At 69.4% G+C, this 26787-nt stretch carries 25 protein-coding genes and 1 pseudogene; 10 read left to right on the top strand and 16 right to left on the bottom strand.

Translation table 11 applies throughout. The features are described 5' to 3' along the window. Window positions 1–197 precede the first annotated feature (197 nt). From ACWDRW_RS25705 to ACWDRW_RS25675, 7 genes are all read right to left on the bottom strand, one after another. Window positions 198–1256, bottom strand: a complete 1059-nt coding sequence (locus tag ACWDRW_RS25705) for a cytochrome d ubiquinol oxidase subunit II (RefSeq protein ID WP_451726403.1) — start codon at window positions 1254–1256, stop codon at window positions 198–200. Continuing rightward, the gene (locus ACWDRW_RS25700; protein WP_451726402.1) at window positions 1253–2722 is read right to left on the bottom strand and encodes a cytochrome ubiquinol oxidase subunit I; all 1470 of its coding nucleotides are present in this window, start codon (window positions 2720–2722) and stop codon (window positions 1253–1255) included. Before ACWDRW_RS25700 ends, ACWDRW_RS25705 begins: the two co-directional genes overlap by 4 nt. A 42-nt stretch (window positions 2723–2764) precedes the next feature. Beyond that, window positions 2765–3604: an SDR family oxidoreductase gene (locus tag ACWDRW_RS25695; RefSeq protein ID WP_451726401.1), complete on the bottom strand. Its 840-nt coding sequence runs from the start codon at window positions 3602–3604 to the stop codon at window positions 2765–2767. A 163-nt stretch (window positions 3605–3767) separates the two neighbouring features. Beyond that, complete coding sequence (locus tag ACWDRW_RS25690; protein WP_451726400.1) at window positions 3768–5348, bottom strand: GMC oxidoreductase; 1581 nt, start codon at window positions 5346–5348, stop codon at window positions 3768–3770. 149 nt (window positions 5349–5497) lie between these two features. Beyond that, window positions 5498–6415 carry a cyclase family protein gene (locus ACWDRW_RS25685; RefSeq protein WP_451726446.1) on the bottom strand — a complete coding sequence of 306 codons (918 nt, stop codon included), beginning with the start codon at window positions 6413–6415 and terminating at the stop codon, window positions 5498–5500. Window positions 6416–6444: 29 nt separating this feature from the next. Continuing rightward, on the bottom strand, window positions 6445–7974 hold the full coding sequence (locus ACWDRW_RS25680) for a gluconokinase, GntK/IdnK-type (RefSeq protein WP_451726399.1): 1530 nt from the start codon (window positions 7972–7974) through the stop codon (window positions 6445–6447). A gap of 18 nt (window positions 7975–7992) precedes the next feature. Beyond that, entirely contained in the window at window positions 7993–8406 is a 414-nt protein-coding gene (locus tag ACWDRW_RS25675; RefSeq protein ID WP_451726398.1) for a DUF7144 family membrane protein, read from the bottom strand. A 375-nt stretch (window positions 8407–8781) separates the two neighbouring features. Here ACWDRW_RS25675 and ACWDRW_RS25670 point away from each other — a divergent pair, with 375 nt between their 5' ends. The 3 genes from ACWDRW_RS25670 to ACWDRW_RS25660 all read left to right on the top strand — a co-directional run bounded on the left by ACWDRW_RS25670 (window position 8782) and on the right by ACWDRW_RS25660 (window position 12079). Continuing rightward, entirely contained in the window at window positions 8782–10326 is a 1545-nt protein-coding gene (locus ACWDRW_RS25670; RefSeq protein WP_451726397.1) for a competence protein CoiA family protein, read from the top strand. Between the two features lie 140 nt (window positions 10327–10466). Then, window positions 10467–10772 (top strand): hypothetical protein, encoded by a 306-nt coding sequence (locus ACWDRW_RS25665; RefSeq protein WP_451726396.1) that lies wholly within the window; start codon window positions 10467–10469, stop codon window positions 10770–10772. A 149-nt stretch (window positions 10773–10921) separates the two neighbouring features. Beyond that, complete coding sequence (locus tag ACWDRW_RS25660; RefSeq protein WP_451726395.1) at window positions 10922–12079, top strand: FUSC family protein; 1158 nt, start codon at window positions 10922–10924, stop codon at window positions 12077–12079. A gap of 212 nt (window positions 12080–12291) precedes the next feature. Here ACWDRW_RS25660 and ACWDRW_RS25655 read toward each other — a convergent pair whose 3' ends face one another. The 4 genes from ACWDRW_RS25655 to ACWDRW_RS25640 all read right to left on the bottom strand — a co-directional run bounded on the left by ACWDRW_RS25655 (window position 12292) and on the right by ACWDRW_RS25640 (window position 14776). Continuing rightward, complete coding sequence (locus ACWDRW_RS25655) at window positions 12292–13083, bottom strand: GvpL/GvpF family gas vesicle protein (RefSeq protein WP_451726394.1); 792 nt, start codon at window positions 13081–13083, stop codon at window positions 12292–12294. A 3-nt stretch (window positions 13084–13086) separates the two neighbouring features. Then, entirely contained in the window at window positions 13087–13485 is a 399-nt protein-coding gene (locus ACWDRW_RS25650; protein ID WP_451726393.1) for a gas vesicle structural protein GvpA, read from the bottom strand. A 317-nt stretch (window positions 13486–13802) separates the two neighbouring features. Further along, entirely contained in the window at window positions 13803–14090 is a 288-nt protein-coding gene (locus ACWDRW_RS25645; RefSeq protein WP_451726392.1) for an N-acetyltransferase, read from the bottom strand. 323 nt (window positions 14091–14413) lie between these two features. Further along, window positions 14414–14776: an STAS domain-containing protein gene (locus ACWDRW_RS25640; RefSeq protein WP_451726391.1), complete on the bottom strand. Its 363-nt coding sequence runs from the start codon at window positions 14774–14776 to the stop codon at window positions 14414–14416. A 223-nt stretch (window positions 14777–14999) separates the two neighbouring features. On the opposite strand from ACWDRW_RS25640, the gene ACWDRW_RS25635 reads away from it, so the two are divergent. After that, window positions 15000–15446, top strand: coding sequence for an ATP-binding protein (locus ACWDRW_RS25635; protein WP_451726445.1), 447 nt, complete (start codon window positions 15000–15002; stop codon window positions 15444–15446). 24 nt (window positions 15447–15470) lie between these two features. On the opposite strand, the pseudogene ACWDRW_RS25630 reads toward ACWDRW_RS25635, so the two are convergent. Continuing rightward, window positions 15471–15657 (bottom strand): annotated as a pseudogene (locus ACWDRW_RS25630) (IS701 family transposase); the annotation flags it as partial. A gap of 214 nt (window positions 15658–15871) precedes the next feature. On the opposite strand from ACWDRW_RS25630, the gene ACWDRW_RS25625 reads away from it, so the two are divergent. The 6 genes from ACWDRW_RS25625 (at window position 15872) to ACWDRW_RS25600 (ending at window position 22299) form a co-directional block, all read left to right on the top strand. Further along, window positions 15872–16279: a type II toxin-antitoxin system PemK/MazF family toxin gene (locus ACWDRW_RS25625; RefSeq protein ID WP_451726390.1), complete on the top strand. Its 408-nt coding sequence runs from the start codon at window positions 15872–15874 to the stop codon at window positions 16277–16279. 205 nt (window positions 16280–16484) lie between these two features. Beyond that, window positions 16485–17222 carry a VOC family protein gene (locus tag ACWDRW_RS25620; protein WP_451726389.1) on the top strand — a complete coding sequence of 246 codons (738 nt, stop codon included), beginning with the start codon at window positions 16485–16487 and terminating at the stop codon, window positions 17220–17222. Window positions 17223–17695: 473 nt separating this feature from the next. Continuing rightward, complete coding sequence (locus tag ACWDRW_RS25615; protein WP_451726388.1) at window positions 17696–18118, top strand: DoxX family protein; 423 nt, start codon at window positions 17696–17698, stop codon at window positions 18116–18118. Window positions 18119–18489: 371 nt separating this feature from the next. After that, window positions 18490–19140, top strand: coding sequence for a class I SAM-dependent methyltransferase (locus ACWDRW_RS25610; protein WP_451726387.1), 651 nt, complete (start codon window positions 18490–18492; stop codon window positions 19138–19140). Between the two features lie 309 nt (window positions 19141–19449). Beyond that, window positions 19450–21537, top strand: coding sequence for an NAD-dependent DNA ligase LigA (gene ligA, locus ACWDRW_RS25605; protein WP_451726386.1), 2088 nt, complete (start codon window positions 19450–19452; stop codon window positions 21535–21537). A gap of 114 nt (window positions 21538–21651) precedes the next feature. Further along, window positions 21652–22299: a hypothetical protein gene (locus tag ACWDRW_RS25600; protein ID WP_451726385.1), complete on the top strand. Its 648-nt coding sequence runs from the start codon at window positions 21652–21654 to the stop codon at window positions 22297–22299. Between the two features lie 23 nt (window positions 22300–22322). Here the strand turns inward: ACWDRW_RS25600 and ACWDRW_RS25595 are convergent, their stop codons facing one another. The 4 genes from ACWDRW_RS25595 to ACWDRW_RS25580 all read right to left on the bottom strand — a co-directional run bounded on the left by ACWDRW_RS25595 (window position 22323) and on the right by ACWDRW_RS25580 (window position 26772). After that, window positions 22323–23216, bottom strand: a complete 894-nt coding sequence (locus ACWDRW_RS25595) for an NAD-dependent protein deacetylase (protein ID WP_451726384.1) — start codon at window positions 23214–23216, stop codon at window positions 22323–22325. A gap of 194 nt (window positions 23217–23410) precedes the next feature. Then, on the bottom strand, window positions 23411–24862 hold the full coding sequence (locus tag ACWDRW_RS25590) for a family 43 glycosylhydrolase (protein WP_451726383.1): 1452 nt from the start codon (window positions 24860–24862) through the stop codon (window positions 23411–23413). 55 nt (window positions 24863–24917) lie between these two features. Beyond that, the gene (locus ACWDRW_RS25585) at window positions 24918–25865 is read right to left on the bottom strand and encodes a carbohydrate ABC transporter permease (protein ID WP_451726382.1); all 948 of its coding nucleotides are present in this window, start codon (window positions 25863–25865) and stop codon (window positions 24918–24920) included. Window position 25866: 1 nt separating this feature from the next. Beyond that, entirely contained in the window at window positions 25867–26772 is a 906-nt protein-coding gene (locus tag ACWDRW_RS25580; RefSeq protein ID WP_451726381.1) for a carbohydrate ABC transporter permease, read from the bottom strand. Window positions 26773–26787: the final 15 nt, after the last annotated feature.

Genomic DNA, 26787 nt, shown 5'->3' with positions numbered 1-26787 from the left:
CGGCGTCCGTCACCGCGGGGGAGCGGCCGGTGCGGGCCCGAGGAGAACGACCGTGTCCCCTTCCTGCGGCGTGCTCTCGCGCATCTCGGTGACGGGAACGACCTGGTGGTCGGGCGAGGATCTCGTCGGCGGTCGCTGCTTCCCTGCGCGGGGTCCGGGCGCGAGGCGAGTTCAGGACGAGGACACAAAGGTGGTGATCAGCTGTCGGGCGCCGCGCCGTCACCGGGCGCGGGGCCGGGACGGCGCAACTCGGCGTCCGTGAGCTCCTGCAGCTCCCCGTGGGCGTCCAGCCAGTACAGGAGGACGACGGCCGGCACGACGACCACCAGCGCCACCAGGGTGACGATCGCCAGCCAGGTCAGCGTGGCGGAGGAACCCGCGGCCTCGGCCACGGTCAGCGAGGTGGGCAGCAGGTAGGGCCGCTGGGCCATGCCCCACGCGATGACGGCGGACGCGACGACTCCCACCGCCGTGACGCGCAGCCACATGCCGGGCGAGCGCAACAGCAGCCAGGCGGTGGCGAGCGCGGCCACCCCGGCCGCCAGGGCGAAGAACAGCCCCAGGCCGCGGGTGAGGCCGTGCCAGACGTATGGGGCATCCTCATGGGTGACCCATACGGTGGCCACGGCCAGGACACTGAGCACGGCCAGACTGCCCAGCGCCCGCCGCCGGAAGTAGCCGACCAGGTCCGGCGCGTCGAACCGGCGGGCGTCGCCGACGAGGAACACGGCCCCGAGAAACGCCGTGGTCGCGACGGCGACCAGGCCGAAGACGATCGAGGTCGCGCTGGTCCAGACGTCCGCCGAGGCCTCGGTACCGGGTGCCACCCGCTCCGAGGCGACTCCGCCGACCGCGGCACCCAGGAAGAACGGCGTCAGGAGGGAGGCCATCGCGAACACGGCACCGTACAAGCGCCGTCCGGCCAGCCGCCGGGTGGGTTTGCGCAGCGCGAAACCGGCGCCCCGCAGGACCATGCCGATGACGGCCAGGGCCAGTGGGAGCCACATCGCGGAGAACACGGTCTGGAACAGGAGGGGGAATCCGGTCCACATGATGACCAGGACGAAGATCAGCCAGACGTTGTTCACCTCCCAGACGGGAGCCATGGCGTGGTCGATGAGCCTGCGTGGACGCCTGCCGCGCTCCGTCCCGCCGGCCGTCAGGTCCCAGAACCCGGCCCCGTAGTCCGTGCCGCCCGCGCAGGCGTACGCCGTCACGGCCAGCAACAGCACTACGGCGATGAGGTCGGCGGTCACCGGCCCTCACCCCCGGCTCCGGGGCCGGCCGCGGGTACGTCGCCTGCGGGAAGGGAACCGCGCGGCCCGTAGGGGATGTCCGCCTCCGGCGTGAGGGTGCCCGCCCGGGCCTGCTGCGCATCGGCGAGCCGCCAGCGCGTCCGCATCTTCAGCAGGACGACGAGGAAGGAGCCGAAGAGGACGACGTAGACCGCCATCACCACCCCGAGCATGATCCACAGGGTGGTGGAGCGGGTCGAGGTGACGGCCTCGGCGACTCGCATGTTCTGGTAGACGATCCAGGGCTGGCGTCCCACCTCGGTGGCGATCCAACCGCATTCGACCGCGAGGACGGAGGCGACACCGGCACACGCCGCGGCTCGGTAGAACCACGGTGAGGCGGGCAGGCGGCGGTGGCGCAGCCAGACGAACCCATACCACAGGGCGAGCAGCACCAGGACCGACCCGATCAGGACCATGATGTCGAAGGCCCAGTGGGCGATGGTCGCCTGGACGGCGGTGGGGCGCTGGTCGGCCGGGACGGAGGTCAGCCCCACCACCTTGGTGTTCGGGCTGAACCCGGCCAGGATCGAATCCAGCAGTGGGATCCTGATGCCGCCCGAGACGGTGCCGTTCTCGTTCAGCCGACCGAAGAGATACTCCGGCACGCGGGTGTCGGTCTCCCAGACGATCTCCATCGCGGCGAACTTCACCGGCTGCTTGTGGAACACCGAGCGGGCGATGGAGTCACCCAGGACGAACTGCACCGGAGCGGCGACGGCGGCGATGGTGAACGGCACCATGAAGCCGAGCCGGTGGTAGTGGTCCCGGCGGCCGCGCAGCCAGCCCATGGCGTAGACACCGGCCACCATGAAGCCCGCGGTCAGCACCATGGCCACGACGAAGTGCCAGTACTGCGGCCCGAACATCGGTGTGAAGATCGCCTTCCAGACGTTCACGTCGACCGGGTTGCCCTCGGAGTCGAGGGAGAAGCCCCGCGGCGTGTTCATCCAGGAATTGGCGGCCAGGATGCCGAACGCTCCCAGCAGGGCGGCAAACGGCAGCGGCAGGGCGAGGAGGAAATGCGTCCGCGGCTTCAGCCGCCGCCATCCGTAGAGGTAGATGGCGATGAGGACGGCCTCCAGGAAGAAGGCCCAGGCCTCGACGCCGAATCCGACGCCGAAGACGTCACCCCAGCGTCCCATCAGTCCGGGCCAGAGCAGCCCGAACTCGAAGGAGAGGACCGTGCCGGTGACGATGCCGAGCGCGAACTGCACCGCCATGACAGCCGACCAGCGTCGTGCCAGGAGCAGTGCCGTGGCGTCCCCGCGGCGCAGTCCGCGGTAGTGCATGACCAGCGTGATCATGGGAAAGGCCACGCCGAGGGGGACGAGGATGATGTGGGAGGCCAGCGTGAAGGCCATGAGTTCCCGGGCCGGCAGGAGCTGGGCCGGGGCGTCCGCCAGTAGGTGGAGCGAGGTGGGCATGCGCGGCTTCGCCGTTCGTTCGGGTGAAGGGCCGACAGAGGGTCATCCGCCGGTGGCGAAGCCGGGGAACAGGGTCATGCCGCCGTCGACGTAGAGGGTGGTTCCCACCACGTAGTCCATGAGGTCGGAGGCGAGGGCCACGACGGCGTTCGCGATGTCGTCGGGGTCGCCGATCCGGTCGTAGGGGATGAGTCCGAGCAGGTCCTTCCGCGCCTTGGGGGTCTCCCAGGCGGCGCGGTTGATCGGCGTCTTGATGGCGCCCGGGGCGACCGCGTTCACGCGGATCTTCTCCGGCGCGAGTTCCTGGGCCAGGGTCTGCATCAACATGTGCACGCCGCCCTTGGAGGACGCGTAGTTCACGTGCCCCGCCCAGGGGATGATCTGGTGCACCGAACTCATGCAGATGATCTTCCCTGCGGACCGGGACACCTCGGGCACCACGCCCCGGCGCCGGAACTCCTTGGCCGCCTCCCGGGCGCACAGGAACTGGCCGGTGAGATTGACGTCCAGGACCTTCTGCCACTGCGCGAGTGTCATCTCGGTGAACGGGGAGTCGCGCTGCAGGCCGGCGTTGGCCACGAGCACGTCGATCGTGCCGAACTCCTTGACCATCCGGTCCGTCATGGCGACGACCTGGTCCTCCTGGGAGACATCGGCCTCGTACGCCGCCGAGCGCACCCCGAACGAGGCGATCTCCTCGGCCACTTCCTCAGCGGCCTCACGCCCCGCCACGTAGTTCACGACCACGTCGGCTCCGGCCCGGCCCAGGCCGATGGCCGTGGCCTTGCCGATGCCCGAGTTGGCGCCGGTGACCAACGCCTTCTGACCGTGCAGCAAGCGCGCCGGGATCACGCCCTGCGACGCGCCCACAGTGGAATCCATGCCGTACTGCCTCCTCGCTGCGGGGGTGCCCTGAGGCCGAATCGGCTCGGCCGGGCAGGGTCACGCAATCAGCCGACAGAGCGGACGGCATCTCCTCCGGCATAGCTTTGGGCCGTTGGGCCGACAACGTTCGTCCGGACGGATCAAGGTCCGCCCGCCGCTGTCAGCCGAGCCGGGCCACGAGGTGATCGCCCACCCGCAGGGCATTGGCGATGGCCGTCAAGGACGGGTTGACCGCACCGATGCTCGGGAAGAAGCTCGTGTCGACGACGTACAGGTTGTCCAGGTCATGTGCCTTGCAGTTCACATCCAGCGCCGAGTCGGCCGGGTCGGTGCCGAAGCGCACGGTGCCCGCCTGGTGGGCTGTCGCTCCGATGGGCATGCCCTTGTGCAAGTAGATGCTGTGGGACAGCAGATGGTGCTCGTGCATGCCCAAGTGGCCCAACATTCCCTGGAGTTTGTGCCGCAGGCGGTTCAGGCCTTCGACGTTGTTGGTCTCATCGAGGGTGAGCCGGATACGAGCGTCACCGTCGAGGGTGACCCGGTTGTCCGCCAGCGGCAGGTCCTCACCGCACAGCCAGAAGTCGACGGCGTGATGGGCCAGTACCTCGAACGGCATGTCGGGTGCCACCGCACCGGCCCACCGGGGAGCCTCGCCGTGGATCTGCTCGGCGTCCGACTTGCCGAGCATCTGGATGCCGCCCAGCGGATAGTCCCAGTCGTCCGCGCCGAGGTACCAGTCGTTCAGGGCCAGGGTCTTTTGGAACTGTGTGCTGTTGGGCTCCTTCGACACCGCCATCAGGGCCAGGTTGTTGTGGCGCATGTAGAACCGGCCCACCACATCGGAGCGGTTGGCCAGGCCCCTGGGGTGGTGTTCGTTCGCCGAGGCCAGCAGCAGCGCCGCGGAGTTGACCGCGCCGCAGGAGACGACCACCACATCCGCGGTGAACCGGACTTCGGCGCCGTCGGGCAGCCGGCCCACCACCGCGCTGACCCTTCGCCCGCGCTCATCGGTCTCCAGTCGCACCACCCGCGTGTGCGTGACCAGCTCGACATTGGGGTGCTCCAGGGCGGGTTCGACACAGATCACCTCCGCGTCGGACTTGCCGCGCACCAGACACGGAAAGCCGTCGACCCGGTTGCAGCGGATGCAGACGCTGGAGTGTGTGGGCCGCCCCCCGTTCTCCTGGCTCAGGTTGACGCCGATCGGCAGGTGGAACGGATGCAGGCCACGCTTTTCCAGGTCGTCGCTCAACTGCTGGATCCGCGGCTCGTGTTCCACGGGCGGATGGGCGTACTGCGCACTCACCGGGCCTTCGCCGGGATCCTCACCGTGCCGTCCGTGGACGCGGTAGAGGTGCTCCGCCTGCGTGTAGTAGGGCTCCAGATCCTCGTACCGGATCGGCCAGGCGGGAGAGACACCGCCGTGATGACGCAGCTCGCCGAAGTCCTCGGGCCGCAGCCGGAACAGGGCCGCTCCAAAGAACTTGGTGTTTCCACCGACGTAGTAGTTCACCTCGGGCGGGAACTCGGTGCCGTTCTTGTCGAGCCAGAACTCGGGCGCCCGGTACTTTCCCTTGACGAACACGGCCGTGGAGTCCCAGTTGTCGCGTTCACGCGGCAGATAGCCGCCGCGCTCGATGAGAAGGACGCGTTTGCCCGACGGGGCGAGGCGATGGGCGAGCGTGCCGCCGCCGGCTCCGGTGCCGATGATGACGACGTCGTAGTGCGGGGCGTCACCCACGGCGACCACCGTCCTTGGATCGTGGCCCCAGCCTGGTGTCCGTCACCTGAACACCCCCTGGAATGAGGCTCAGCAGTCCACCCTTTCGAAGCTAACCGCGTTCTGCCCGGGCGGCGACCGGAGCGGCCTGTCCGCTGCGCGCGACGTTGTCACAGGATCGCGATGGGGTTCACGGGTGACCCCGTGGCTCCGGCCAGCCGCAGCGGACCGACCACACACAGGAAACTCCAGCGGCCGGCCCGCACGCAGTGAGGGACCAGATCGTCGAACTGCAGATAGTCCATGAGATGGATGCCCAGAGCATGGATGGCCAGGACATGTACGGGGAAGGCGACGTCCGGCACAGCGCTGGGTGCCGTGTCGTTGTTGCCGTCCCCGCCCAGGACCGCGACCTCCCGCTCGGCCAGGAACTCCACGGCCCCGGGGTGCAGGCCCGCCCGCGCCTCGGCGCTGTGCCACGGGCCGAGTTCCGTGCGCCGCAGACGATGTCCCACCCTGACGAACAACAGGTCCCCGGGGCCGACGCGGACACCCTGGGTGATTTCGGCAGCCCTCAGATCGGCCAAGGTCACATGGTCACCCGGTTCCAGCCAGGGCACGCCGCGCAGACGCGGGATGTCCAGCAGGACACCCCGGCCGGCAAGGCCGTTGCGGACCAGGTCGACGGAGAGCTGATCGGCGCCGTCGGCCGTCACGCAGGAGGCGGGCAGCCCGCCGTAGAGCTCTGCGTCGAACACGACGTGGCACAGGGCATCGAGATGGCTGTCCGCGTCGCCGTGCACGTTCATGGCGAAACGGTCCGTGGCGAAGTGCAGCCCCTCCGAGTCGAGATCGCCCGGGCTGGGACCGGTCATCCGATGCACCGCAGGTTCGGGTGCGTCGGGGCCCCGCACGGTCTCGATCGGGGCCGCCAGCGACACCGTACGGCCGCTGCGGACTTCCGCGGCGGCCGCCGCTACCCGTTCCGGAGTCAGGTGCCGCAGCGCGCCGCACCGGCCCCCCGTCGTCTCCTGCGCCGACCGGCCCCGCAGGCGGTCGTAGAGCGCCCGGAAAGCGGGCGCGCTCATGTCGCTCGCTGTCGGCTCCACCAGCGGTGTCACGCATTCCTCCAGGGGCTCAGTCCCCACCGCAGCACGTGGGTCGCGCCGGGCTCCAGCACGGTGAGGTCCGTGCCGCTGCGGAAGGCGTCCGGCGGGCAGGACATCGCCTCCACGGCGACCCCACGGCGCCGCCGCTGGGGTTCGCCCAGGGTGTCGCCGGTATACACCTGCACCCACCGGACGCCCTCACCGAGCCGGACATCGACACCGCACGAGCCGTCCGGATGCGCCAGCCGCACGATCGCCCGCTCATCGGCGCCCCGGTCGAGGCCGGTGAAAGCCGTGTCGAGGCGGAGATCGCCGATGGGCCGGCCGACGCGGAAGTCGTACGGGGTGCCGTCGACCGGCTCCCGGCCGACGGGCAGTCCCCGGTGGTCGGTACGCAGCAGATACCGGGCGGGCACGGTCAGCACGGCGCTGTCCACGAGGTCGGTGCCGACCGTCAGATAGGGGTGCTGGCCCACACCGTACGGCGCGGGCTCCGTACCGGTGTTCGTGGCGCGGACGCAGGTGCTGAGCCCTTCAGGGCCCAGCCGGTACTCGACCTGGACATCAAGAAGGAACGGATACCCCGGCTGCGGGCACAGGGTCGTCCCCAGCAGCACCGAGTCACCGGTGCGGGCGAGCGGCTTCCACAAGGCCCAGCGCAGCAGCCCGTGGATCGCGTTGCCCCTCTCCACCTCGTTCAGAGGCAGTTGCAGACTCCTGCCACCGAACCGGTAGCGTCCCTCGCCCACGCGATTGGGCCAGGGCACGAGCAGTTGCCCCCGTCCGCCTGTGATGGCCGACCCCGCGGGGACGCCGTCCAGCAGCGGTCGGCCGTGCGCCACGTAGTCATGCAAGGCTCCGCCCAGTTCGACGATCACCGCGCTCTGATCGCCGTGGACCAACCGCCATGACGCGCCCGTGGCGCTGGTGGACGCGGGAGGTCTGGCAGGCGCCTGAGTGTGCAGGGCCCGGTCCGCGTCCGGCCCGGCTGCGGCCGTCCCGCCGCCGGATGGCGAGCGGATCCGGGAGAGCACCGCCGCGACGACGGCTTCCGGAGACTGGTCGATCTCCACCACCAGCGGATGCTCGTCGGGCTCCGGTTCCTGGAGGGCAAGAAGCTGGCTGTCCAACAGGTCGGCCGGGAAGAAGTGGCCATGCCGCGCGGCCAGTCGGGATCTCAGCAGGTCGCGCGAGCCGTGCAGGTACACCAGCAGAACCTCGGGTCGCCCGGCCAGCAGCTTGTCCCGGTAGTCCCGTTTGAGCGCCGAACAGGTGACCACCGCTCGCCGATCGGCCGCGATCGCCTGGTCCATCCACGTGCGGATCGCCGTGAGCCAGGGCCCCCGGTCACTGTCCGTAAGGGCGTGCCCGGCAGCCATCTTGGCGCGGTTGGCCTCGGAGTGGAACTCGTCCGCGTCCCGGTACGCCCAGCCCAGGCGCTGAGCGAGGAGACGCCCCACCGTCGACTTGCCCGCCCCGGCCACGCCGACGACGAGCACCAGCCGTGGCAGCTCCCGCGGTGCGTTGTCAAGGGTCACGTGGAGCCGGTCCCGGCCTCAGTCCCGCAACGGCCCGGGAGCCACGCACAGTGCCCAGATGACGAGGGCGTCCAGGGCGATGAACACCAGTGCCCACCACGGCTGGTGGGGAAGCCACAGGAAGTTGGCGATCATGCTGAGTCCGGCCAGCAGCACGCCGACGATCCTGGCCCAAACGGCGCCCTTGAACAGGGCGAAACCGGCGAGCATGATGACGATGCCCAGGATGAGATGGACCCAGCCCCAGCCGGTCAGGCTGAACTCGAAGACATAATTGCGTGTAGCCAGGAACACGTCGTCCTCGGCTATGGCCGCTATGCCTCCGAGCAGCATCATGATGCCGCTGAAGATCATGACGACTGCGGCGAACACCAGCAGACCGCTGCCGTGAGTGTGCTCTCGTCGGCCTGGGGCTTGCGTGTGGGTTGTCATGTCAGGCGCCTCCTCGTCATAGCCCTGACGGCGTTCGTCCGCAGGACCGGATACTTCCAATCTGACTCCGGTGATCCCTCGACGCATGTCGGCAGGACGGGGAGGTACGGGACGCCGCGGCATCCGGCCTGGAGGGGACGTTTCCCTCCCAGGTCAACGGCCTGTGGTCGGCATCGCCGGCACCCCGGCCGCGTTCGGTGAACCGAAGAAGGCCCCGGCGCGGCCAGTGGGACGCGGAGCGGTCTTCTCGGCGTCTCCTGGCCCCATTACGCGGCGGACGTGCCCAGCCGCCTCCCGGCCGGCCCTGTCCCGATTTCATGCGCTGTCAGTGCCGAGCGCCACACTGGGACCTCACCGACCAACAGGAGGCCATGAGTGGCGTTCAGGGCCGTGCACGCCGACTGGGGAACCGTCTTCGCCCACCTTCCGGACCTCGGATGCGGGCAAGGCTGGGAAGCGGTGTGGAAGACCCGCCCGCCCGCACCGCTGACCTGCGCCGAGTGCGGCCACGCGATGTGCGCGAAGACCTCCCGCGCCGGGTTACGGTTCTTCGCCCACACCCCCGGCGCCCCCGCCTGCGCGCTCGCCCTGGAGTCCGTCGCCCACCACCTGCTGAAGCTGGAACTGGCGAACGCCGCGCGAGACGCCGGTGCCCACGCCGAGCTCGAAGCCCGCGGCCCCGACGGCACATGGCGAGCGGACGTGCTGGCCACCGACCCCGCCGGTGCCTGGGCCATGGCGCTCGAAGCCCAACTCGCACCGATCACCGAAGCCGACCTCGCCGCACGCACCGAGAAGATGGCTGCCGACGCTGTCCCCGCCATATGGTTCAGCGACCGGCCGCGCCCGCCGTGGCTCGGCACCAGCCCTTCCGCGCGGCTGGAGCGGACGGAGGGTGCCCGGCACCTCGCCATCGCCGAGGGGCTGGTCAAGTTCACCGGGTCCGGCTGGAGTTCCGTCCCCGCCTCCCTGCCCCAGTTCCTCACATGGGCATTCAGCGGCCGCATCGTCACGCACGCTCCGCGGACGCCGCTGCTGTACCCGCAGCGCACCCTTGCCACGGTGTGGACGGCGCCGCAGTACATCGCCGCGGAGACCGCTCACTTGGAGGAAGAGAAGCGCCGGCGGCGCATCCAGGAAGCCCGCATGGCGCGGCAGCAGGCCGCGAAGGACAAGAGGCGGGAGGAGATACGCGCCCGGAACGCCCTCACCCGGGCCAAGGCCTTGGCCGAGGCCACCGCCGCCGAACAGGCCGCGCGCGCTCAACCGCCTGGCACGACCTGTCAAGTGGCCCGTGTCTTCCGCCCCGGCGTCGACCGGGCCTTGGCCAAGCTCGCCGACGAGCAAGGCATCGTGGCAACCGTCGGTTTCAGCACGGGCGACACGCGGTATGCCGGCGGGGTTCCTCTCGTCGACGAGCACGGCGTTCCCGTCGCCGTCTTCGACCCTGACCCGCGACGCGTGCGCGGAGAGGCGTTCCTGCTCCTGGCCGGACTTCCGCTGATCTTCCCCAGCGAGGCCGCTCAGCGCCGTTTCGAGAACGCGGCGAACATCAAGAAGAAGCACCGCCCGCTCGACGGCTATCGCACCGACTACATCGACAGCCCTCCGGCCGGGGAGGCTCGCGCCTGGGGTGGCCGCTCCTGCATCTGCAACCATCCGCGGCTCGTCGCGCAGATCCACAACGCGCAGTATCCGGCCGAACCCAGCGACCACATGGGTCCGGCCACCGCGGTCTTCCGCGCCCGGTGTCGCGCGTGCGGCGGCACGTATGACAAGCCATGGCGCCGAACCGGCAACACACCCCTCACGACTCGGGTGTGCGGGGGAGTAGGCGATGTCACACTTCGGGGTCGTGGAGGCGGTCATCAGCAGGGCTGTGACGATGCCCCAGCCGAAGGCGGCGAGGCCCCATCTTGAAGTCGACGAGCAGGTTTGGCGGTGAGAAAATGAAGGGGAGTGGAAGCGCCACGTCGAACAACGCACGGCATGCGACTTTCCGATGGCGCCACTCCGCATCAAGGGGGCTCTCAATCCGATCCGCTGAGGAGGAGCTACCGATGGCTGTCGACGTTCGCGGACATTGGGCCGCTCACCAGACAAACGGCGCCGACGTGTACTTCAACCTGGACCAGAGCGGAGAACGTGTTTTCGGAGACGCGTTCCACAACAGCAACCACGGCGACTGTGACGGATTCGTCCAAGGTGACGACGTCGTCATCACAGTCACCTGGAGCGGCGAGTCCCGCGGAAGGTACACCGGGCATCTGGGCCTGGACAAGCGTCTGTCCGGCTACACCGTCGATCTCAACAATCCGACGTCGCAGGCGAACTGGTTCTCTGATCCCCTCCCACTGATGGTGTGACGATCGGGGCCGCGGTGACCGGATGCCCTCGCACAACTCGGCCGCGGGTATGAACCACGGCGGTTCCCGCCGGTGGCGTCGGTCTGCCCGGCTGCTGTCAGCGCATTCACTGGTGCATCGGACGCTTCTGATGTGGCACTTGCTGTGCCATGGAGTGGATTGGCAGGGCGACAGGGGCGGTGCGGCGCCACAGCGGGGCTGCCGTGCGGGCGGTGCGGCGGGCGTGGACGGAACCGGGCCGTGAACGCGATCTGACGGTGCAGGCCGGCAAGGCAGCGCTGGCCGCGTGTCTGGCGTGGGCCGTGGCGGGGTGGTGGTTGCAGGCGCCGATGGCCTTCGTCGCTCCGTGGGTGGCCGTGGTGCTGGTTGAGTCGACGGTGTACCGGTCGCTCGCGCACGGTCTGCAACAGCTCGCGGCGATAGCTGTGGGAACGGTGGTAGCGACGGGCGTCGCGCTGCTGTTGGACAGCACGATGGTCACGATGGTCGTCGTGCTTCCGGCCGTGCTGCTGCTGGCGCAGTGGCAGCGCCTGGGCAGCCAGGGCGTCTACGCCGCCACCGGCGCCCTGTTCGTCCTGACCGGCGGACAGGTCTCCGTGGCGTCGTCGGGCGCGCGTATCGCGGAGGCGGTCTTCGGAGCGGTGGTCGGCATCACGGTCAACGCGGTGATCCGACCCCCCGTGTACCTGCGTGACACCCGCGCCGCCCTGACGGACGCCGCCCGCGAGGCGCAGGAAATCCTGGAAGCGGTGGCTGCGGGGCTGGACGACGGTGAGTGGGGCGGTCATGTGGCCGGCGAGTGGCATGAGCGCGCGCTGCGGCTGGGACGCCTGGTCGATCAGGCCCGTTCCTCGATCGGCTGGAGCCGCGAAAGCATGCGGGGCAATCACCGCGGGCGCGGTACGGGTGCCGTATCCCCGCCCGGCAAGGCATACGACGATGCGCTGGCTGTGCTGGACCATGTCGCCGTGCACACCGCAGGCGTGACCCGCACCGTGCTGGAGACCGTAAACCACAACGACAGTGAAGCCCGTCCCGGCCCGCAGATCACCGGGCCCTACGCCGACTTCCTGCACCACACCGCACGCGCGATCGGTCTCTACAGCCAGACCCGGTTCGCCGGAACCGGTACGGATCGGTCTACCGACGGGGACCTGAGGGAGGCGGTGCAGGACCTGCGCCACAGCCTGGACAAGCTCCGCGGGAGGCTGCCCGGCACCGTGCAGGACGATCCGGATGCACTGGCGACGCATGGCGCGCTGCTGGCCCAGGCCCGCCGTCTGGCCGATCAACTCGTCCCCGACTGACACCCCCCGGGGGCACCATTGCGGCGGAAGGTTTGTTGCAGGAGGGCGCAGGCGCTGACCATCGCGGCCTGGGCGAGCGGTTATCCGTACGTAGGGGCCGCAACGGTCCACGGCCGTCACGACCCCCGGCGCTTTCTGCCCCCCTGCCCCGCTGGCTGCCCGATCAGTTCGTGCGGGACCGAAGCGGCGCGGGCAGAGGGCTCCGGAGGTTCTTACCCGTCCGCCGGCTGGGCTGCTCCGGCTCCGAATGCTTCCGCCGTTCCGCCCTCGGCCTGCTGTGAGGCGGGGGTGTCCACGAAGCTGTAGGGCGGCAGCGGGCCGTTGACTCGCAGCTCCAAGTGAGGGTGCTCCTGACGGAGTGCGTCGACCGCGGCCAGGAAACGCTCCGCTGAACCGCGGTCCACCAGGAAGGAGAGGTTGGCCAGCCAACCGGTGCTCTGCGGCCCGGGGCTGACCGCCTCGGCCGTCGGCTCCAGCGCCTGCTGGAGCAGCTCCGCGTCGGTCGCCTCGCGTGCCTGAACGGCAGCAGCCACCATCTCTCCCAGCCGGACGTTTTGCTCAGGCGTCCCGCCGCCGGCCTCCCGGTTCGCCTCCGCCAGGGACCGGATCTCGTCGCTGTCCGCCATCACCAGGCGGAGGACGGCCTCCTCGTTGTGGTTGGCCTTGACGTTGTACTCCGCTGTTCCGTCCAGCGTGCGCAGCCGCTCCAGGAAGTGCTCCGCACGTTCGGCGAGCACAGCGGTCACCGTGTCGTCGTCCGGGGAGACACTGCCGAACCGCATCGGCAGAACCACGCCCTGCGCTCCGGCTTCCGCCAGTACCCGCTGGTGAGCGAGCAGGTCACGGCGCTTGGGCCGCAGCTCCTCGAGGGAGTCGCTGACGATCGCGGCCAGCTCACCCTGGCGCAGCACGCGTACCGGCTGCGGGGGGTTGCCGATGCCGTCCAAGTCCTCTTGGAGTGATGAATGCGTGGAGCCGATGATTCCGTAGACGTAGGTGCTCATCACTCATTCCCCTCTCCTGCGCCCGGCCCGGTCGCCCTGCCGTGCTCGGCCCTCGCCACGTGCCTGCTGGAAGGCTTCGGAGATCGTCTCCGCGGCCCCGGACAGAGCCCCCTTGGTCTTGCCCCGGGCACCGGACTCCGTCAGCTGCCCCGTGAGCTCGGTCAGCCCGGCCGGCTTGCGCGGCCCCGCTTCCAGATCGAGGCGGTTGCACGCCTCGGCGAAGCGCAGGTAGGTGTCGACACTGGCGACCACGATCCGTATGTCGATCTTGAGGATTTCGATCCCGACAAGGGAGACCCGGATGAACGCGTCGATCACCAGCCCTCGGTCGAGAATTAGTTCCAGAACGTCGTAGAGGCCGCTGGAACCGCCCCCGCCGCCCTGCTGTGTCGTCACGGTCATCAGACCAGCCCCTTGCCGTCTGTCTCCGCATGGTCCCGTCGGCGCTGCGTTCGCGGTGACGCAGGCTTCCTGGTGCGAGTAGCCCGTACCGCCTGCGATCAAACGCATGTACGGGTCCTCGGCGTCGCGGCGCTGCGGCGGATGCCGTCGTCCACCGGGGCGGCCGCATGCCCTCCCTTTGCGCTGGTCGTCTGCACGGCGGTGGCGAGCTTGCGTCGTACGCCCTGCACCATCCGGCACACAGGGCTCTTGTCTGCGCCAGCACCCTGTCCCGACGCCGAGCTCTCGTACTCCCGTTCCGCGATAACGCGTACCTCTCAACTATTGGCAGAGGCAACAACGACGTCGGACCGGCGGTGGGAGCAGGTGCCTTCCACCGTCGACTTGGGAATGCGCATCCGGCGCAGCAGATCGCGAGTGAGGCGCTTGTCGAGCGTGGTGTACCACGTGACATCGGGATGCCGAGAACGCAGATGCGACAGCGCCCTGGTGCCGAGCCCGCAGTCACGGAAGGGTTCGTCCAGGACGACATCGGTGATCACACCCTCAGCGCACTCATCGCACGCTCGATAGGTCACCCGCCCGACCACCTTGCGGATGTACACCAGCAGCAGACACTCCTCACCCTCACTTCCCGGCGAGGAAGTGGGCAGCAGTTCGATGCCGCGGTAGGCCAGAAGCCTGCGATGCCACCGGCCCCCACGTCGTCCTAGGCGTCGATGCCTTCCCTCGACCCTGCGCTGTGAGACGCCTTCCCGTACAGGTCGACCGCGTGCGTTGCTCGTGGCATAGATCTGATTTCCCTGCATGCCGCCGCGGGTGCCCTCAATCCTGGGGCTTCATGTCACAACGCCATGACGGCATCACTCAGGGCGCACGGCACTCACAGGAGCGTCCGGACGGCAACCGGCCCGCCGTGCGGGCTTTCTCAGCCCATCAGGGCCTCTTCGACGGTGGAGTGGCAGGGGATGAGGGCGTCGATGCCGACGAGTGCCAGGACGCGCTGGACGGATTCCCGTACGCCCGCCAGGCGCAGCCAGCCGTCAGTGTCTTCGGCGGCCCGGTGGGCGGCGATGAGCACGTTGATGCCGCTGGAGTCCATGAACGTCACACCGCGGAAGTCAGCCACCGTCCGCGGCGTCGGCGCCCCCTCCGGTGGAAGCAGAGCCTTTTCCAGGCTGTCCCGGTTGCCGTGGTCGATCTCGCCTCGCAGGACAACAATCCGGACGTCGTCGACAGCCTGATGGTCGATCAACAGACCGGGTCGTGCTGCTCCATGGGTGTCGGTCACAACTACCTCTACTGCGCTCGCTGCTGGGAATCTCATAGCCTGGCACTACGCGTGCGCAGTCACTCTGCCCCAATCCCACGGCGAGATGCACCCGGACCTTCCTTCTTCCGAGCCGGAGCGTGCATATGTGGCTGAGTGCGGGGCACACGCACACAGCCACGTGAAACAAGGGGCGACTGGAGGTGGAGCCGTGGGACCAGCCCCCGGCAGCGAGGTAAACGTCATGCCGGGCGCCGACGCGATAGAGACCGCCGTCGCCCTGGACGGTGACGGCTCCTGCATCGCCGAAGCCCGCCACCTCGCGACAAGCTTCCTCACTCGAGTCCAGACCGAGTACGGCTTGCCGGTGTCAGCGCGCGCCATGGACCTGACCCAGCTCGTCGTCAGTGAACTGGTCACCAATGCCCGCAAGTACGCCCCCGGCCCCGTACTGATGCAACTCCGCCTCGCCGGGGACCTGGTGGAAGTCGTCGTCTGGGACAGCGACCCCGTCCTGCCGGTGGCCCGCGCCGCCGACCCCGGCCGGGTCGGCCAGCACGGGCTCGAAATCGTCATGGCCATCTGCCAAGGCTTCGAAGTCCAGCGCGAGCCGGTCGGCAAGAGCATCACCGCCCGCATCGCGCTGCCCGACGACCCCGGCGGAGACATCACCGGCCGCCGCCCCTCATAGAGCCGTCCGGTCGCTCCTGGATCTGCCGCAGAACCTGTTCCGGACCCCGACGGTGTGCGCGCCCTTCTTCACGTCCCCCGTCTCGCCGACCACCAGCACCGCATCCTCGTCGATGCTCCAGCAGGTGCTCACGGCCGTCATCACGCACCCGGCCGGCATCCCACCTGGCCCGGCCCGGCATGGGCTGTATCCCGTCCGGACTCGCCTCCCCGGGTTCGAACGGCGATCCCTCGTCGGCGGGCAGGGGTCTAGGCTGGGACCGGCGGCCATCGCATGATCCTCCGTCTTCCCATGCCGATGATCACCGGTGGCCGAGCCCGTCTTCACCGCGCCTCGGTCACGACGTGCGAAGCCGGGGCCGCATCCCTTCCGTATCCGACTTGGGGCACGCGGCGTTCACCCGTCGGCCAATGCCAGGAGGACACATGCAACGCGGTGAAGTCTGGTGGGTCGACTTCGACGAGCGACGGCCGGTCGTGTTGCTGTCGGACGAGGAGTCATCGGGGTTCCAGGCGATGCAGGTCGTCGCTCCAGCGGGCGTCGACATGGGCGGCCTCGGCGTTGAAGTGGCCGTAGGACCGGTGGAAGGAGTGCCCTTCGATGGCGTGCTGCGGTTCGCGTTCCCGCGTCCGGGCTTTACTCCTTGTACATGGCTGACCACCATGGCGCGGGATGACCTGATCGAGCGGGCGGGCGTGTTGTCACCCGCGAAGCTCAGAGAGGTCGGAGAAGCCCTCAATGCCAGAGGACAGAGCACGGAGTGGACCCCGATGGCGGCTCCCAGACTCCACGAGATCAAGGATGCCCTCCGTCTCGGAGGACTCGATGAGTAGCAGACGCCTCTGCTGCCCAGCTGATGTCGTCGATGACCGACGTAGGCCCCCTCCCGCCCCACTCCAGCAGATCACGATCTACGGCTCAGGGTTGGGCAGCTGAGGGCCGTCATCTGTAGGCCCGGCTGCGCGACCATGGTCGGTACCTGGTCGAACGCAGAGCTGATGCGGTGGCCTGGCCTGCGCCAACCTTTAGGATCTGCGCATGCCAACACGACTCGTGCAGATCAACATGAAGGCTCATGACGACGCCAAGCTCGGCCAGTTCTGGGCGGAGGTGCTCGGTTGGGGTGTGGACAGCGAGGGGCCAGGGGTGACCAACCTCGAACCCGTGGGCTTCACCTACCCCGACCCCGTGGCCGTCTGCATCGACATCATCGCCCGCCCGGAACCCAAAACGGTCAAGAACCGGGTGCATGTTGATCTGGCGACCACCTCAACTGCCCATCAGGCGGAGTTGATTGCGCGTCTGCGGGATTTCGGCGCGACGCCGGCCGACGTGGGGCAAGGGGATGTTCCCTGGACGGTCATGGCCGACCCGGAAGGCAATGAGTTCTGTGTCCTGGAGCCCCGCGCGCGCTACCGGGACACCGGCCCGATTGCCGCAATTGTGGTCGACTGCACCGACCCACGGGAGATGGCACGGTTCTGGGGCGAGGCGATGGACTGGACGCCGCACGAGGTCGCCGATGACCACGCGACCATGCGTTCCGCCCAAGGTGTGGGCCCCTTCCTCGAGTTCGTCCGCACCCCCGACCCCAAGAGTGTGTGGAACCGCGTCCACCTCGACGTCAGCCCCTACCCCGATGACGACCCGGCCGCAGAGGCAGCCCGCCTGCGCGCGCTGGGCGCCACCGACCCTGATTTTGACCAGTCAGCGATTTCGTGGACGGTGCTGGCCGACCCCGAGGGCAACGAGTTCTGCCTCCTCTCGCCTCGCTGACCTGCCGCAACGTTCCGGGCGGTGCCTGGACGGTGCGAAGTGCGCGTGATGTGAGCCTGCGGCGCCGGATCCGGGGCTGACGTCCCCGCATCCGGCGCGTGCCCCTGTGCCGGACACCGGGGGCCGAGCAGGGTCCTCCGCCTCGGTCGACTATGGCGAGCGCCATAGGGTCGAGTGCGGGTTGAATCGCCTCACTGGGCTGTCCGCCGCGCACGACGACCAGCTCACGTACCGCTCCGAGGCGCACGCGCTGATCGCGGCTTTCAACCGTTCCGACTGATGGTGGCCTTCCCGTCTTTGGTCACCAGTTGCCCGCAGGAACGTGTGTCCCGCTACTCGCTGCTTGGTGGTTGGCACCGGCAGCGCCCCAGCCGCCGGGGGCGGTCCGCTCGGGACGTCGCGTGTCCGCTACCCTCCTTACCGGCCAGTAAGAAGTCTGTCCGTCAGCTTCAGACCGACGCTGTGAGGTAATCGTGGACTCCACCGCCGCCCGTACAACCGACCGCGCCGCCGACCGGTCCGCTCTCCAGCTTGCCGGGCTGCTGGCCGTGGCGGGGGTCGCGCACTTCGCCGTGCCGAAGCCCTTCGACGCGATCGTGCCGCGCGGGCTGCCCGGCCGTCCGCGGACCTGGACCCAGCTGAGCGGCGCGGCCGAACTCGCGGTCGCGGCGGCGCTCGCTGTGCCGCGCACCCGGCGCGCCGGTGGTTGGCTGGCGGCGGGGCTGTTCCTCGCGGTGCTCCCCGCCAACGTGCAGATGGCAGTGGACTGGCAGCGCCGCTCACCCGCGCTGCGTGCCGCCGCTTGGGCGCGGGTGCCGTTGCAGGTCCCGCTGGTGATGCGTTCCATGCGGGCGGCCCGAGGCGGGTCGGGGCGCGAACGCCCGACGGGAGCCTGAGGAGTTCCACGTACTGAAGGCGCCTCAGGTGCCCACCTCGCGAGCGCAGGGAGCCTCCCAGGGGCCCTGTGAAAGGGCTCCCCGGAAGGCGCTCCAACAGATCCCTCAGTCCTGGCCCGCACTACACACAGGCCCGTGGTCCTCGCAGAGAGTTTCGGTCGGCTGCGACGTCCTCAACCGAACAGCCCCGGTGGGCGTGGACCTGCCGAGGTAGCGGCGCTGGCGTCATCAAGGTGTCCCGGTCCGGCGTCATGCCATTGAGACGCTAGCCGTGGGCACCTGTTTTGCTGGATCGGCAACAGCGCTGGCAGAGCGGGGCCCGGATCGGCGACGGTGGGCCCGTGACCGAGAACCTTGGAACGGCATCGCCTGTGTCAGAGACCCCTTCGCCCATCGACGGATACGTCGGCGATCCTTCGGTGCGCGCGGAATGGGACAGCCGGTACACCGAGCGCCAACAGCTGTGGAGCGGCCGCCCCAACGGCGCCCTCGTCGCCGAGGTCGCCGGACTCACGCCTGGGCGTGTCCTCGACGTCGGCTGCGGTGAGGGCGCGGACGCGGTCTGGCTCGCGCGCGGCGGCTGGGACGTGACCGCGCTGGAGGTTTCGGGAGTCGCGCTGGAGCGGGCGGCCGGACACGCGCGGGACGCTGGTGTCGCCATTCGGTGGGTCCATGCCACGCTCACCGAAGCCGCGCTCCCGCCGGCCTCCTTCGACCTGGTCTCCGCGCAGTACCCGGCGCTGCTGCGCACCCCCGACGCCGCGGCTGAGCGGGCGCTGCTCGCCGCCGTCGCGCCGGGCGGCGTCCTGCTGCTCGTACATCACGCGGGGATGGACACACACCAGGCGCCCGACAGCGGGTTCGACCCGGCGGACTACGTCTGGCCCTCGATGGTTGCCGAGTTGCTCGACGACGACTGGGTGACAGAAGTGAATGAGCAACGGTCGCGCGTGGCCCCCGAGGGCGGGGCCGGGGCGCACCACACGGACGACGTGGTGCTGCGCGCGCGCCGACTTCGCTGACGAGTCTCGGCCGAGGTGAGGGCCGTGCGTTTTCGCTCTTCGGCACGGCTTGGCTTGCTGGGCTGACGGCGTCAGAACGGAGGCTCCACGCTCCAGGCGGCGGGCGAGGACTGCAGCGGAGTGGCCTTGTATTGGCGGAGGGCTGCCACGGCAGCGTCGATGCGGTCGAGGTCGATGAGGTATCCGGCCAGGGCATGGCTGTTTGCGGGGGCGTGGGGGTCGTAGGCCCGCTATTGCCTCCGGGCCACCGACCGCTGGAGCGTGGCGGCCGAGCAGGCGTTGTCAGTGGTGCCAGGCAGGATGACGGGCATGACAACACCAGTAGCTGTGATCACGGGTGCCGCCTCCTACGCCCAGGCGGTCGAGGACGCGGTGAAGGCGTCGGCTGCCTACTACGGGGGCGGGACGTCGGCACTGGACGACGATGCCTACGACCGGTTGACGCGAGGCATCGCCGCATGGGAGGCGGAGCATCCTGATCAGGTGCTGCCCGACTCGCCGACCGGGAAGGTAGCCGGCGGCGCCGTGGAAGGCGACGTCCCGCACACGGTGGCGATGCTGAGTCTGGACAACGTGTTCTCGCCGCAGGAGTTCACCGCCTGGACCGCATCCCTGGCCCGCCGCATCGGCCACGAGGTGGAGCGGTTCAGCGTGGAGCCGAAGCTGGACGGGCTCGCGGTCGCCGCCCGCTACACGGGCGGTCGCCTGAGACAGCTGATCACTCGCGGGGACGGGACGGCCGGGGAGGACGTCTCACACGCGATAGGCACCATCGAGGGACTGCCTAAGGAACTCGCCGAGCCGGTCACCGTGGAGGTCCGAGGCGAAGTCCTGATGACCACTGCTCAGTTCGAGCACGCCAATGAGGTGCGCACCGCGCACGGCGGGCAGCCGTTCGCCAACCCGCGCGGCGCGGCGGCGGGCACCCTGCGCGCCAGGGAGCGGGCCTACACCGTGCCGATGACGTTCTTCGGCTACGGTCTGCTGCCCCTGCCCAGCACCGAGACGGCGCACGCCGCGCGGCTGGGCGAACTCGCCCACAGCGAGCTCATGACGCAGGCCGCCACCCTCGGCATCAATACCACCGCCAGTACCGCGGTGCCCGGCATCACCGCCGACACCGTCGAGCAGGTGCTGGCCCGGGTGCAGGAGATCGCCGCGGTGCGGGCCGAGCTGCCGTTCGGGATCGACGGGATCGTCATCAAGGCCGATCTGGCGACCGACCAGCAAAGTGCGGGATCGGGGTCGCGGGCTCCGCGCTGGGCGATCGCCTACAAGCTGCCCGCCGTGGAGAAGATCACCCGACTGCTCGAGGTGGAGTGGAACGTCGGCCGTACCGGCATCATCGCCCCGCGGGCCGTCCTCGAGCCGGTCGAGATCGACGGCGCCACCATCACCTACGCCACCTTGCACAACCCGTCCGACATCACCCGCCGCGACCTGCGCCTGGGCGACCACGTCATGGTCCACCGGGCCGGCGACGTCATCCCCCGCGTCGAAGCCCCTGTCGCCCACCTGCGCACCGGTGACGAACAGCCCATCGCCTTCCCCGAGACGTGCCCGCGCTGCGGGGCCGGCATCGACACCAGCGAGCAGCGCTGGCGCTGCGAGAACGGCCGCAACTGCCACCTCGTGGCCGCCCTGTCCTACGCGGCCGGCCGCGACCAGCTCGACATCGAAGGCCTCGGCCACACCCGCGTCGTCCAGCTCGTCGGCGCCGGCCTCGTCGCCGATCTCGCCGACCTGTTCACCCTCACCCGCGAGCAGCTTCTCGGCCTGGAGCGGATGGGCGCAACCAGCACCGACAACCTCCTCACCGCCATCGCCGCCGCCAAGGGCCAACCGCTGTCGCGGGTGCTGTGCGCGCTCGGAGTCCGGGGCACCGGACGCTCCATGTCCCGCCGTATTGCCCGGCACTTCGCCACCATGGACCACCTCCGCGCCGCGGACGCCGAAGCGATGCAGCAGGTCGAGGGCATCGGCATCGAGAAGGCGCCGTCCATCGTCGCCGAACTCGCCGAACTCGGTCCGCTCATCGACAAGCTCGCCGCCGCCGGAGTGAACATGACCGAACCCGGCGCCACCCCGCCCGCCCCGGCCGACGGCGGCACAGATGGTCCCGACGAGACGACCCCGCGTGCGGTCGGAGCGCTGACCGGGATGACCGTGGTCGTCACCGGCGCGATGACCGGCCCTCTGGAAAAGCTGAGCCGCAACCAGATGAACGAGCTCATCGAACAAGCCGGGGGGCGCTCCTCCTCCAGCGTCTCCAAGAAGACCACTCTCGTCGTCGCGGGAGAGGGCGCGGGTTCCAAGCGAGCCAAGGCCGAGGAGCTCGGTATCCGCCTGGCCACCCCGAACGAGTTCGCCGCCCTGATCGCCGACCACCTCACCTGACCGACGGCTCACGGGGCAGACGTGCGGCACGCGTCAGGCCTGCTGCTACGGCCGGAGTCCCCCGCGCGAAGACAGGCTGCGTAAGATCATCGCTCGAGGGGTGGTGGCATGGGCATGAGGAATATCCGCGGGTGTGTGGCGATCGCGGCGGCGCTGCTGTTGGCCGGCTGCGGCGGCAGCTCGGACAGCCACAGCGAGAACGGCAAAGCGATGGCGCTCACGAAGGAACAGGTACGGGAAGCCCTGCCGGATGGCGAGGCCATGACCGGCTGGAAGGAGTCCGCCCGGCCCACGGCCATCGAGATGGACCAGCTCTACCGTTCGCAGGCCTGCCCCATCAAGGACAACGCAGGCTGCGAGAACTCCCGCTTCTACGGGGTCTCGACCTTCCGGGAACCCGACAATGCCGCCTACGTCTCCTTTCTGGTCATCGCGTACGACAGCGAACAGGCCGCCCGGGACGCGTACGACGTGCTCTGGGACGGCTACTACGGCAAGCGGGCGGGACAGCGGGCCAAGGCGTTCGACATCGGCGCGATCGGTGACGAGCGCGACGCCCGGTTCGGTACCTCAGGCTTCAACGGCGAGCCCGGAGCCGTGACCCAGACGCGAGTCGGCACCACGCTGCTGTGGACCGAGACGGCTTCCACGAAGAAGGCCGGCATCGACGAGGACGTCGTGCGCGAGCTGGCCGCGGTGCTCGCCGAGCGAGCCCAACAGGTCCAGAACGGGGACGCACCTTCCGCAGAGCTCGACAGCTGACGAGGGAACCCTTGTGAGGGAGGTCAGGGGGTGTCGTCGACGGGGAGATTCAGGTGAGCTGCCACGCTGGTCAGGGCTGCTCCCAGGGGGAGCTCGACACGGGTGAGGGCGTGGCGGTCGCCCCGGGTGGCGTCCCGGTTAATGATGAGCACCGGTGTGGCGGCCTGGGACGCCTGGCGGACGAACCGCAAGCCTGACATCACGGTCAGCGACGATCCCAGGACCAGCAGCGATGTCGCCTCCCGGACCAGCTGACGGCACTGCTCGACGCGCGGCGGGGGGACGCTTTCACCGAAGAAGACGACGTCCGGTTTGAGGATGCCGCCGCAGCTCACGCAGGGCATCACGCGGAAGTCGCCGACCTGTGCGTCGGTGAGGTCGGCGTCACCGTCGGGATTGATGCCGGCCGCCACCGGCTCGAAGCCCGCATTGGCCTCCTCCAGACGCAGCGCGAGGTCACGGCGCGAACTGACGGCCCCGCAGGACAGGCAGACGATCCGTTCCAGGCTGCCGTGCAGCTCGACGACGTCGCTGCTGCCCGCGGCCTGGTGCAGGCCGTCGACGTTCTGAGTGATCACACCCGAGAGCAGTCCGTGCCGCTCGAACGCGGCCACGGCCCGGTGACCGGCGTTGGGGCGGGCGCGACCGAAGGTGCGCCAGCCCAGATGGCTGCGCGCCCAGTACCGGCGGCGCGCCTGGGCACTGGCGGTGAATTCCTGGTACGTCATCGGCGTGTGCCGGCCCAGGCTTCCGCCCTCGCCCCGGTAGTCGGGGATGCCCGACTCCGTGGAAAGGCCCGCTCCGCTCAGCACCAGCACTCCGCCGGTGCTCAGGGCATCGACGACCGGCGCCAGATCCGTGGTGCCGGGCGGCAGGTCCTCGGCAGGAGCCCAGCTCAGGGTGGGGCGCATGCGCATGCCGCAAGGATACGGAATCCGTGAAGGTAGGGTCTTCCCCGGTCAGCGGCGCAGCGGCTCAGGGGGATGGGCTGCTGCCGGTCGGTCGTGCCTGCCGGCGGGGGAGTGGTCGGTGCGCTGGTGGAGATCGCGTGGACGGATCGGCGGTCGGTCCCCCGGTTTCGGCTGGGGACGACCGCCGCTTTCCGGTGGTGTCAGTGGGTGTAGACCTCGGCCCGGTCCACGCTCACGAAGGAGGCCGTGGCCTGGGCGTTGTGCTCGCCGGTCACCCTGACGCGCAAGGTGTGCCGGCCGGGGGGCAGCTTCGGGCTGACGTACTGCACGGTCTCACCTGTGCGGAGGGCGCCGTAGAAGTCGACACGTGTCTCCGCCCCGCCGTCGATGCTGATGGCGGCGATGCCGTTGCCGGTGTCGCGTACGGACAGCAGCGCGATGCGGGTGCCCGTGAAGGTGAAGGTGGCGGCGTTGCCGGGCCGGTCGCTCCAGTGATCGTCGCTCCAGAAGCACTGCGTGCCGCATCCGGTGCCGGAGTTCCAGGTGCCGGTGTAGGTCAGTGTGCCGTCGCCGCTGGATCGTCCGTCGTCGTTGATCCAGTGGTTGCCGGAGCCGGGGTCGCCGGAGGGCAGGTTCTGGGTGGCGCCCAGGGCGAGCGGGGTGCCGAGGTTGGGGCTGCCGTCGGCGTTCCAACTGATCTTCTGGGCGCGGCTGGTGCGGTCGGTGTAGGTGTACTGGGAGGTCGTCTTGGCGTGGTAGACCATCCAGTCCTGGGTGCCGTCCGGGGACTTGAAGAAGGCGTGGTGACCGGGGCCGTAGACGCCGACGGCGTCATTGCGGGAGAAGACCGCGCCGTTGCGCTGCTGCCAGTTGGCGGCCACCAGCGGGTCGGCGCCGTCGGCCAGCGACAGCATCCACAGCTGGTAGTCGGGCTTACCGGTGTCGCACGCCGAATAGGTCATCCAGGTACGGCCGTTGCGGTTGAGGAACTCCGGTCCCTCGCGTACCTCCGGGCAGCCGCCGGCCGCGTCGATCGCGACCGCGTTGCCGGAGACGGTGTAGGGGTTCGACATCGGGGCGATGTTGAGCCCGTTGTGCTGGTAGGCGTTGATGCCGCTGTAGGCGAGGTACAGCTTGCCGCTGTGGGTGAAGACGCTGGGGTCGATCGCGAAGTCGTTGGCGTGGTTGGGCGGGATGAGCGCGGACTTGAAGTGGTAGGGGCCGGTGGGGGAGTCGCCGTCGGATTCAAGGACGTAGAGGCGGTGGTGGTCGTCCACGCCGTCGTCGGCCGTGTAGTAGAGGTACCAGCGGTTGTTGAAGCGGTAGAACTCCGCCGCCCAGATGTTCTTGTTGCGGGAGTTGTCGGTGTCGGTCCAGACGGTGACCGGGTCGGAGGCGAGGAGGGTCGCCAGGGACGGCGAGCGCCACATGCGGATGCTGCCGCCCTGGGTCGTGGTCATGTAGTACGAGCCGTTGAAGTACGTCAGGTACGGGTCGGGCCCGGTGTTGAGCGGGTTGCGGAAGGTGGTGCTGGTGGCGGCCGCGGCCTGGGGCGCCGCGGTCGACGCGGGCGTGGAGACGAGGGAGAACATCACGGCCAGCAGCAGGGCGAGCAGGGCTGCGGTGCGGGCCGTGCGGGGGGATGTACTCATCGGCGACTCCGTGGGGTGGGGGTGGTGCCTGAGTGCTTTCAGCCGGTGCGCGGTCTCACTGGCCGCCGAGTCCCGTGGTGGCGACGGACTTGACGATGTGTCGCTGGAAGAACAGGAAGACGACCACCAGGGGCAGCGCGGCCAGGACGGCCGAGGCCATCGACTGGGCGTACTGGACGCCGTAGGCGTCCTTGACCGACGTGATGCCCACGGGCAGGGTCATCAGGTCGGGGTCCGAGGTGGAGACGAAGGGCCACAGGAAGTTGTTCCAGGCCCCGATGAACACGAAGATCGCGACAGCCGACAGCATCGGGCGGGACAGCGGCAGGAGCACGGACCAGAAGATGCGCAGGTGTCCGGCGCCGTCGATGCGGGCCGCTTCCTCCAACTCCCTTGGCAGGGAGTCGAAGTGCTTCTTCAGGATGAACACCATGACCGGTGCCACGGTCTGCGGCAGGATCACCGCCGCGTAGGTGTCGACGAGGTTCAGGGTCAGCATCTGCTGGAACCACGGCACGATCAGCATCTGCGGCGGCACCAGGACGGCCGCGACGGTGAGGGTGAACAGTGCCTTGCGGCCGGCGAAGCGGGTGCGGGAGAAGGCGTAGCCGGCCATCGCGGACACGGCCACCGTGATCACGGTGACGACGGCCGCGATGAGGAAGCTGTTGAACATCCACAGGGGCAGGTCTCCGCGCTCCCACACACTGCGGAACCCGTCGAAGGTGAAGCCGTGCTGCGGCCACAGCCAGTGGACGGGGTCGCTGGCGTCCTGCTCGGACTTGAACGCGGTGAGCAGTCCCCAGCCGACCGGCAGCAGCCAGAGCAGGGACAGCAGGGCCAGTACCGCGAAGGTGAGGGTGCGTGCGGTGCGGCTGTCGCCGAGGGTGAGATGGGTGCGGCGGGCTTCGGCGCGGTGTCTGCGGGCGGCCACCTCCCGGATGACCGGTGAGCGGGGTGCGGTTTTGGGGCTGCGCACGGGCAGCTCGGTGGTGGAGGTCATGTCACTTCTCCCGGCGGCGGAGGGCGGCGTACTGGGCCGCGGAGGCGAGGATGACGAGAGCGAAGAAGACGTAGCTGATCGCGGAGGCGTAGCCGAGCCGGTAGCCGGTGAAGCCGACGTCGTACATGTACTCGATGACCGGGCGGGTGGAGTTGTCGGGGCCGCCCTTGGTGAGCAGGTAGATCTGGTCGAAGACCTTCAGGGAGGCGAGGATCTGCAGCACGGTGACGACGGCGGTGATGCGGCTGAGCTGGGGCAGCGTGATGGCGAACAGGCGTCGCCAGGCGCCCGCCCCGTCGAGTGCCGCGGCCTCGTAGAGGTGGTCGGGCACGGACTGCAGGGCCGCCAGGTAGAGCAGGAAGTTGAAGCCGACGGTCCACCACAGGGTGGTGAGCACGATCGCCCACATGGCGACCGACTTGTCGCTCAGCCAGGCCACCGAGTCGAGTCCGACCGCGTTGAGGAGCTGGTTGTACAGGCCGAGGTCGCCCTGGAAGAGCCAGGCCCACACCAGCGTGACCACGCCGACGGGCAGCAGGTAGGGCGTGAAGAAGGCCAGGCGCCACATCCACTGGCCGGGCAGTCCGGTGTGGACCAGCAGCGCCATGGCGAGGGCGACGACGACGAGTGGGACGGTCGACAGGACGGTGAACCACACGGTGTGGCCGAGCGCCCGCCACATCTCGGCGTCCTGGAGGGCCTCGGAGAAGTTGTCGAGGCCGATAAAGCTCGGTGCGTGGGCCGACAGTGAGGTGTCGGTGAAACTCATCCACAGGCCCTGGACCAGGGGCCAGAGCATGAAGAGGGCGAAGAGCACGAGGAAGGGCAGGGCAAAGAGCAGGCCGGGGGAGAGGATCCGGCGCGCCGGGAGCGTCCCGCTGCGGGACGGGGCGAGGGGAGAGGACATCGTTGTGCCTCCTGC

This window comes from Streptomyces sp. NPDC003635 (assembly GCF_053587635.1).
The sequence above is the reverse complement of the archived record's forward strand: the minus strand, read 5'-3'. Positions and strand labels throughout refer to the sequence as shown.

Excerpts from the sequence above, each read along its gene's own strand:
- ACWDRW_RS25600 (WP_451726385.1), top strand. The coding sequence starts at position 21,652 with ATGAGGAATATCCGCGGGTGTGTGGCGATCGCGGCGGCGCTGCTGTTG.
- ACWDRW_RS25625 (WP_451726390.1), top strand. The coding sequence starts at position 15,872 with ATGCAACGCGGTGAAGTCTGGTGGGTCGACTTCGACGAGCGACGGCCG.
- ACWDRW_RS25700 (WP_451726402.1), bottom strand. The coding sequence starts at position 2,722 with ATGCCCACCTCGCTCCACCTACTGGCGGACGCCCCGGCCCAGCTCCTG.
- ligA (WP_451726386.1), top strand. The coding sequence starts at position 19,450 with ATGACAACACCAGTAGCTGTGATCACGGGTGCCGCCTCCTACGCCCAG.
- ACWDRW_RS25660 (WP_451726395.1), top strand. The coding sequence starts at position 10,922 with ATGGAGTGGATTGGCAGGGCGACAGGGGCGGTGCGGCGCCACAGCGGG.
- ACWDRW_RS25685 (WP_451726446.1), bottom strand. The coding sequence starts at position 6,415 with ATGAGCGCGCCCGCTTTCCGGGCGCTCTACGACCGCCTGCGGGGCCGG.
- ACWDRW_RS25695 (WP_451726401.1), bottom strand. The coding sequence starts at position 3,604 with ATGGATTCCACTGTGGGCGCGTCGCAGGGCGTGATCCCGGCGCGCTTG.
- ACWDRW_RS25665 (WP_451726396.1), top strand. The coding sequence starts at position 10,467 with ATGGCTGTCGACGTTCGCGGACATTGGGCCGCTCACCAGACAAACGGC.
- ACWDRW_RS25590 (WP_451726383.1), bottom strand. The coding sequence starts at position 24,862 with ATGAGTACATCCCCCCGCACGGCCCGCACCGCAGCCCTGCTCGCCCTG.
- ACWDRW_RS25620 (WP_451726389.1), top strand. The coding sequence starts at position 16,485 with ATGCCAACACGACTCGTGCAGATCAACATGAAGGCTCATGACGACGCC.
- ACWDRW_RS25580 (WP_451726381.1), bottom strand. The coding sequence starts at position 26,772 with ATGTCCTCTCCCCTCGCCCCGTCCCGCAGCGGGACGCTCCCGGCGCGC.
- ACWDRW_RS25655 (WP_451726394.1), bottom strand. The coding sequence starts at position 13,083 with ATGAGCACCTACGTCTACGGAATCATCGGCTCCACGCATTCATCACTC.
- ACWDRW_RS25650 (WP_451726393.1), bottom strand. The coding sequence starts at position 13,485 with ATGACCGTGACGACACAGCAGGGCGGCGGGGGCGGTTCCAGCGGCCTC.
- ACWDRW_RS25595 (WP_451726384.1), bottom strand. The coding sequence starts at position 23,216 with ATGCGCATGCGCCCCACCCTGAGCTGGGCTCCTGCCGAGGACCTGCCG.
- ACWDRW_RS25585 (WP_451726382.1), bottom strand. The coding sequence starts at position 25,865 with ATGACCTCCACCACCGAGCTGCCCGTGCGCAGCCCCAAAACCGCACCC.
- ACWDRW_RS25635 (WP_451726445.1), top strand. The coding sequence starts at position 15,000 with ATGCCGGGCGCCGACGCGATAGAGACCGCCGTCGCCCTGGACGGTGAC.
- ACWDRW_RS25675 (WP_451726398.1), bottom strand. The coding sequence starts at position 8,406 with ATGACAACCCACACGCAAGCCCCAGGCCGACGAGAGCACACTCACGGC.